Annotated in this window: 5 protein-coding genes; 2 read left to right on the top strand and 3 right to left on the bottom strand. The window is 55.5% G+C overall.

Going from position 1 to position 7,734, the window contains the following annotated elements:
• Positions 1-8: 8 nt before the first annotated feature.
• Together AD928_RS01110 and AD928_RS01115 are read right to left on the bottom strand one after the other, a co-directional pair.
• Entirely contained in the window at positions 9-683 is a 675-nt protein-coding gene (locus AD928_RS01110; protein ID WP_062247560.1) for an HD domain-containing protein, read from the bottom strand.
• A 9-nt stretch (positions 684-692) separates the two neighbouring features.
• Positions 693-2,129, bottom strand: coding sequence for a B12-binding domain-containing radical SAM protein (locus tag AD928_RS01115; RefSeq protein WP_082779667.1), 1,437 nt, complete (start codon positions 2,127-2,129; stop codon positions 693-695).
• 42 nt (positions 2,130-2,171) lie between these two features.
• Between AD928_RS01115 and tmk the strand changes: the two genes are divergently transcribed.
• Both tmk and AD928_RS01125 read left to right on the top strand, forming a co-directional pair.
• Positions 2,172-2,783, top strand: a complete 612-nt coding sequence (gene tmk, locus AD928_RS01120; RefSeq protein WP_062247563.1) for a dTMP kinase — start codon at positions 2,172-2,174, stop codon at positions 2,781-2,783.
• Between the two features lie 69 nt (positions 2,784-2,852).
• A complete protein-coding gene (locus AD928_RS01125; protein ID WP_062247565.1) occupies positions 2,853-5,591 on the top strand; it encodes a tetratricopeptide repeat protein in 2,739 nt (912 codons plus the stop codon).
• 336 nt (positions 5,592-5,927) lie between these two features.
• Here the strand turns inward: AD928_RS01125 and AD928_RS01130 are convergent, their stop codons facing one another.
• A complete protein-coding gene (locus tag AD928_RS01130) occupies positions 5,928-7,526 on the bottom strand; it encodes a 3'-5' exonuclease (protein ID WP_062247567.1) in 1,599 nt (532 codons plus the stop codon).
• Between the last annotated feature and the right edge of the window lie 208 nt (positions 7,527-7,734).

Raw genomic sequence — 7,734 nt, forward strand, 5'->3', positions numbered from 1 at the left:
TGTAGCAATCAACGGTTGGTATTAGGGCCGTTTCCGACCTGGAAATTCCGCATGAGCCAGTCGAGGTCGATGCTGACCGAGGAGACGCCGGAGAAGTAAGGGTCACGCTTTGCGTAGTCCAGTCGATCCGCATCGAGCTGGCCCGACACCAGTGATGTGTATATGCACTGCTCGTCATTCTTGGCGATCATGTTCGCCACCATCTCGGGGAAATCCGCACCGCCCATGTTCTCGAGCATGCGACCAATAGATGTATTCTTGATGATCCGGGGGCTGATCTTCTCGTGGTTCACCGCAGCCGTGAGAGGGCTGTCCTCCGGCTCACCATTGCGCGTTACGTATAGTTTCATTGCGTTTTCGAACGCATGGCTGAACATTCCGTGGCCGATGTCGTGCAGAAGAGCCGCAGCTAGACAAGCGCGGCCTTTTTCCGACCATTCGCCATTTCTGACTTCAGGCTCGACGACCGACAGTAAGCGCTTGGCTACCGCATAAACACCTAATGAATGACCAAATCGCGAATGGGTGGCGGACGGGAATACATAGTCAGCGAAACCTAGCTGCTTCACGCGGCGTAGCCGCTGAAAATAAGGATCCGATAGCACGGCCTTGAGCTGAAGTTCGGCCTCTCCTTCGAACTCGATGGAACCGTGGATCGGATCTTTGATCATCTTGATAGTCATTGGTTATCCTTAGTCTTGAAATGCGGTATCGAAATTGTGGGAAGGCATGACCTCGGGTGTCGACGTGTCTCTGACGGAAAAAGGCAGCAAGGACGGATCGGAAGCCGACACGTCGCGGTCAAAATCTTCACGATCATAATCGCGCGGGTAATAAGAGAAGCTCTTCAGCGCGAAATATGCATCTTGGTCCATGAAATGGCGGGTAAGAGCAAGGCTTGCCGCTTCCGCCTCTTCCGCAGGGAAGTCCGAGCTCAGATGCATAGCGGTGATGCCAGACGTGGCCGCAGCATGTTTATCGATTGGCCGGGCGCCGAGCCTGCACCACTCTTGGATTAAAACGTCGGCCGTCTTGGGCGGCCCGTAAGCGAGCACTGGGCCGACTGAAACCCCTGCGATCGCATCGCGGTGGCCTTCGAGCCAAGCAGTCGTCTCTTCGAGGGTTTCACGGGTTTCACCGGCATAGAGTAGAACGTTGACCTTGGCTTTCACGCCGTTATCGCGGCACGCCGTCAAGAGATCGGAAGCGGCGGAGAGGTAGCGGCTGGGATTGCGGGCCTTCTTCATCGCCAGGATTTGGTGCGGAGAGGCTGTCTCTAGCCCGAGGTCGATAACCCGCAGCCCCGCTCGAGCGAGGTGCTCAAGGGTTTGGGGCGTCATTACGTCGACCCGAGTTTCGGTGCGCCATGAGATATCAAGGCCGCGGCGGTGCATCTCATCTGCGAAACCTGCCGCCCAATGGGCAGTCGGGAGGAACATTGAGGACTGCAGGTAAGGCCGAATTTCCTCGCCTTCATATTGCTGGCGAATAAGAGCCATCGATGTTGCCAACGCAGCGCCATCGCCGAGTTTTTCCACCTGGATGTCGCGCTCTTCGCAGAACACGCAGCCCATGCCGCAGCCGCGCGATGCCTCAATGCTTGGCTGATACTTACGAAAGCCGTCTACCAGGCGATGGTTGAGCGTGAAACCCGGCGTCGGTTCCGCGATGCGAGAGAGCACAGGACGTTCCGTTAGAAGCTGCTCGATGACGCTTTCGCTGAGGCCAGGAGCAACTGTGTCGGCTTCCGGCAACAGACCACGAAACCAATTCGGGTCGGGGCCGACAACCCAACGGCCTCCGACCACGATCCGGCAGTAAGGGTCGAAAGCTTTGGCGAGCTTGCAAAACGTCTGTGCCCAAGGTAGGGCGTAAAAGCTAGGAATCGAAACCATCAGCGGGTAGATCGACGGAAATCGACCGGACTCCTGTAGCTGTCGGAACACCTCCTCGGGAGAACGGTGCTCCCCGTGGAGCAGAGAGACATCATGGCCCGCTAGCTCGAGTTTGGTAGCCAAAGACAGCGCGCCATAATTTAGGTACAACTGCCGGCGAGCCAATGCATGATCCCGCTTTTTGGGCGAGAGCATGCCAGCGGATATGAACGCAACCGTGCTGGAACGCTTCATGGGATTCATAGCCTTACATTCGTAGAACAGGGAAGTGCGTACGTGCCGTTTGTCAGTATTGAGGGGATCGATGGTAGCGGAAAGACCGAGCAGGTCCGATTGTTGGTCGAACATCTTAGGGCCACCGGCCGAACAGTGCTACAGACAAAGGAACCGGATGGCGGGCAGCTGGGCGCGGAGATCAGAGAGATACTGACGCGCGGGCAACGTTGTCTTTCGCCGACGGAGCAGCTCTTGCTGGTAAGCGCGGCGAGGTTCGATCATGTACGTAGTGTGATTCGACCAGCCCTCCTTGCCGGGCATTGGGTGGTATCCGATCGCTTTATCGATTCGACTTACGCGTTTCAAGTCGTGGTGTCAGATATCGATATCGAGGAGATGTTCCGATCCGTTCGTGATATCGTGGTTGGAGCGACCACGCCAGACATCACGATTGTTCTGGACCTGCCTGTCGATGTCGCTCGAACTCGACGGAGCTGCAGAAACGACGCCGCGCTTGATCCGGCGGAGGCAGATAGGGACTTTTTCGCTATCCGGAATGGGCTTCTCGCTGCAGCCCGCTTGGATACGGAACGCTGTCGAATCGTCGACGGAAACCGGCCGGTGGCGCGCGTCGCTCACGACATCTGGCAGTTGATTGAACCATTGCTATGATGGTCGGTGCAGCTGTGGAATTCAGGTCAGCTTGAATTTGGGACATCCCTTAATGCCGGAGCCTTCATCGTGAACCCGCAGACCCGTAGTCTGCTTATCCAGCGTGTGATCGATTCACTAGCGGCTTTGGGCCCAGGCTCGATATTTGAGCGCTTTGCCGTTGTCCTCCTGGAGCAACTGCTCGACGTCACGCTCATACAGCGGGGGTCGTCGGTTGGTGGCAGCCCTGTTGGTGGTGCATTGGACGCCACGACCGAGGACGGCACCGTCGTCGTCGAGGCTTCGATCCAGAAGGGTTATTTGTCTGGGGCGATGAGCAAGCCGTGGGGAGACCTCAATCACGCCCTTGAGTTGGCGCCGCGCGCAGAAGATATCTACCTCCTGAGTTCCCAGCGCGCGGAAACGGGCGCGATCGAGCGGATGGTGAACGAGGCGCTCCAGCATGTGCGTATGGGCGAACGTCGCCTTCACGTGATGGACAGCCGGTCCATCGCCGAAACCATTATCGACACATTGATGTTGCGGGACGACACGATCGACGCGCTGGCTCAATATCTTTTCGTTTTAGATGAGATTCGCGACGATCATCCCGCATCGCTGCGAGCACCCCCTCTTAACGCGCTGTATGTCGCGAATGAGAACGTCGACATGGAATTGGACCGGCGGTTGGCCACTGACGTATGTGTCGAGATATGCGGTATCGATGGCATAGGAAAGTCGCAAGCTGCTGCTGCGTGCCTCAAGCGGCACGAGAATCAGTTCGAATATCGCTTTTGGGTGAGTGGCCGCGATATTGACGGGATCGAGCAGCTTTCCTCGGTCCCAATTCGACGCGGCGGTGCAGAACGTAACGTCAGCGCGCTCCTGCGTAAGAATAAGACCTTCCTTGTAATCGACGACGCCAAGGGAACTCTCGCTGTCGACCAACTTGCCACATTGTGCGGGCCGGACTCTCGTATTCTGATCACTAGGCAAGCTGCCTCTCCCGGAGCCTTTCCAATGCCGACGATGGAGGAACGACAGGCACGGGAGTTGTTGGGTAAGGACGTCCTCACCCAGCCAACAGATAGAGCGTTTCGAAAAATATGGCGCACGATTGGCGGGCATCCGCTCAGTCTTGTGATGCTGAACATGGCTGCCCGTGAGAATGAGCCTTGGGACGAACTGGCTGGGGACTGCGCTAACGTGGCAAAGCTGTCGGACGGCGAGGTTCGGCTTGCCGATCGTATCCTGGGTCGTCTGCAATCTGTTTTGATGGAAGAGCTTTGCCTTTTCCTATGGGCAGGTCAAAGCCACTGCGATCGTGCCTTCTTCAAGTATGTCGTCGGTACATTGCGCCTCAAGGCATTCGAGCGCCATGGACTCATGGCACCGGAAAGTTTTTCATCGATCCGAATACACGACATCGTCTTCGCCGCGCTGCAATCGCAGAATTGGCTTACGGTTGAAAAGTCTCGGGAAATCGATCGGCGCCTCGAGAACTTTATTCTACGACACATTCGCGACGACGGGCACGGCTTGCAAATGATTGCCTCCCAGCTTCGCACGAAAATAGCCAAGAATGTCGAGAGAGGGGATCGCCGTCCTGCTTTCTTGTACGCATTGGCCATGATTTGGGTAGGCAGTGCGGCTCAGATCGACATGCTTCCCGATCCTGTGGATGAAGCAAAGCGCCTCGGTTCTCTGAGCGGTGTAGATCACGAGGTCGAAATTCTGGTCGTGCTGGAGACGATAGAGGCAAAGAATCGCTATCTAAGGCAGAGATTTGGTTCACGTTCGGCGAAGGAATGGGCGTCGAACATTCTTCCCGCCTACGATCATCTCGCAGGAATGTCCGATCTCAGTCCGCGCCAGCGCGCCGAGATCAAGCATCATCTCGCGAAGACACTTCGTTTTGTCGGACGTAGTGATAAGGCCAAGCAGATATTTGAGGAAATTGTCGCCGAATACCCCTTGAATGACGCCAAATTGCAACTCATCCGGTCGCTAGGCCGCACAGCCTTAGATTACGACAAAGCACGTGCATATGCGATGGATATAATTGCAGCGAAACAGGATGACGTCGGCGTCTCATCCTCATTGCTTATGGCGTTGGGCGACACCCTGAACGGCGCGAGGCAGACTTGGGCGGGCGACCTTATCGATAAGCATGAGGAATTGTTCTTGTCAGAAGCGTTATATGCCGCCTCGGTCGGCGTGCCCCAAGGCTACCATTCGGTCGCGAGCTTCGTACGCGCGTTGGTCTGGCACGCGCCCGAGCGAGTTGGGGCCGTCCTGAAACGTTTGCCTGACCCGATACCTCTGATGCTTGATGACGATCAAAGTCGCGGCAACTATGCGGAAATCATGTTCCATGCGGCGAGTGTCGAACAAGAGCAGAGCCGTCTCGCAAGCGCGCTCGAAGCCTATGAAGCCTTGAAGGCACCGGACAGCTACCAACGGCGTAAATGGGGGGAAACGCTCTTCAAGCTCGGTCGCTATATCGAGGCAGAAACCGTACTCGAGAAAATTAATGACGAAAGCGGATATATCTGGCTCACGCACAATCTGTCGCAGGTGAAACTTGCACTAGGCAAGCTAGAGCCGGCACTTGACCTTATTAAACAGTCTGTTGCGGGGGCAGTGGGCACGAACCTCAAGTATCGCAGCAGTTTCTTGCTACAGAGCGCAAAGGTAAAGATTGCACTCAACGATGATCCGACGACTGATATTGCCGAGGGGTGCAGCTATACTAAAAATCCGAAGCTTCTCAAGCAGTTCGAGTTGCTTTTGACAGAGCTGGGCAATGTTGATGGGAGAGATGGTTAGTGGTGTCTGGAACGGCCACAGGTGGGGTGGCGTTTGGTCTCCCACCGTCAGCTTGCCAAACGTCGTTGGAATGAGAAAGACTACTGGCGCGCGCTGCTCCGGCAGCCGATCATTTGCAACGTCAATATGCTATATATAAAAGATAAAGCTATCGATTGGGTCATCAGTCGGATGACATATCAATCCTATCGGGCATCAAAGTAAGTTTTAGTGCCGTGCCGTCATGTTCTGGTTTTGTGTTCTGAGCTTAGCCAGACGAACCACATTCAGAGCATTTTATACCATCTAAGGTCTCATTTTAGCTCGACATCGATTTGTCACGACAGATGATCCTTCCTAAGAAAGACGTCTCTTCAGAACGACGCGGTACCGATAGGGCTCAATCTCCTCTATAACTACGATGTCTCCGGCTTGTGCATTTTTCTGCTCGAAGAATTTACGAATCCACCCTCTTTTGCGAAAAAATCGCTTGGTGCCGTCAAGGTCGGTTGTGACTGTCGCATCATCTCCCCAGTCGACGGTAATCTCACGCAAGGCAGCAGAGGCACGGTTTGATCCACCGATCACGTCGGCGGGGAATTTGTCGAAGAAGCTATTCAGGTAGATGTGGTTATTGTCGATATTACCCTGAGTGAGTTCGGTCGTGCCGATGTGGTGAGAAAGGTGCTCGTGCGGGGCAGGAGTTTGAGACGTCAGGGCGATCGCCGTCTTGAGCACCTCAGTTTCCAAGTTCCCGCGGTCCTCTCTCAGGTCTAAACCTCCTGAATTAGCGCTCTGTATCTGTTTTGCCTGTGTCGGCCGTTGCACACAGGCAGGTCGAACTTCCTCGGCTCGCAAGACCACCTCTGCTGCTGCGCGAGCATCCTCACCTGCATGATGATGCTCGAACACGAGGCCGAGATGCTGCTTGAGGCTTGCCAAGCCATGACCGCCATTGCCCTTCAGTTCCGGCCAAGCAGCGCGGGCGACGTGAACGCTGTCACGCCAGTTCCACTCAGGAACAGGCTGTCCGCATTTCCCACAGGCCGCCGCTATCGCACTGCGATCAAAACTTGAGTGCTGATAGACAGTCGCATCTTTCAGCGCATCCCTCAGGACAGGCAGCACGTCAGAAAAGGTTGGAGCGCCTCGCACCATGCGCGCACTGATCCCGTGTAGATAGGTGAACACCCACCGGTCCACTTTCGGATCGACATAGGTAGTCCAAATTTCGATAGAATTATCGGGACGCACGCAAGCAATGCCGATTTGGCAGATGCTGCCGCGATCGTGGGTCGCAGTCTCGACGTCCAGCGCAAAGAAGCAGAATGGCCCTTTCGGAAACGGTGTGACATAGATCTGTCCGGCAGTCGCTGTCGTCAAGATAGGTGCTGCGACACGATCGGTCATCGTTGCAAGAAAACGCTCGCGCTGTCGTTCGATGGCATCACGCTCACGTGTCCCCCACCGAAGGCGAGACAGCGTAGCTTCCACCAAGTGAACCGGCTCATCGTAAGGCAGCATTCCACGCCGGTTCCAAGCAATAGCATGACTAGGTGCCAAAGAAAGCACCTCAGCCTCCAGCGCGGCGATGTCCAGAGTGTCGGGCAACTGCAGCCATACCGCGCGGCAATGATCGACGATAAATTCGTTGCGCAGCGTCTTGGCAATATCGCCATCGGTCTTTGTGATTGGATTCTTGCGATCGCGCCACATCCGGCCCGTGTTGTACATCTGCGAGAAGTAGTGGCTCATCCCTTCGGAACCGGTGCGATGGCGCTGGTGGATCCGCTCATAAAGGGTCTGATCAGTCGAACTTGTCGATCCAATATAACGAAGATCGCCATGGTGATCGACGAGGCCGTATAGGCCGCGCGAATCACGTGGCGCCCGAGAGGTTGAGCACGGTGTCGCTTCAAGAAGATAAGAGAGCAGTTCCTCGGCAGTGAAACGCATCAAGAATCCCTCATCACATTGACACTAACTGGCAGTAGTCGATGCGTTTCCAATCGTACCTCAAGACGATTCTCCAAATCCACGCATTGAGAGGTGGTCCCCATTTTTCGGACAGGGCGATAAGCTATCATCTGGCCTGAACGAGGACGGGTTTTATGGGCAAGGTTACGCGGAAACGGTATGCGGCAGAGTTCAAGTCACGGGTTGC

It is taken from the genome of Acetobacter cerevisiae, assembly GCF_001580535.1.
In the GTDB taxonomy this organism is placed as follows: Bacteria; Pseudomonadota; Alphaproteobacteria; order Acetobacterales; family Acetobacteraceae; genus Acetobacter; species Acetobacter cerevisiae.

Coding starts and splice junctions, on each gene's coding strand:
- AD928_RS01130 (WP_062247567.1), bottom strand. CDS start 7,526: ATGCGTTTCACTGCCGAGGAACTGCTCTCTTATCTTCTTGAAGCGACA.
- AD928_RS01110 (WP_062247560.1), bottom strand. CDS start 683: ATGACTATCAAGATGATCAAAGATCCGATCCACGGTTCCATCGAGTTC.
- AD928_RS01115 (WP_082779667.1), bottom strand. CDS start 2,129: ATGAAGCGTTCCAGCACGGTTGCGTTCATATCCGCTGGCATGCTCTCG.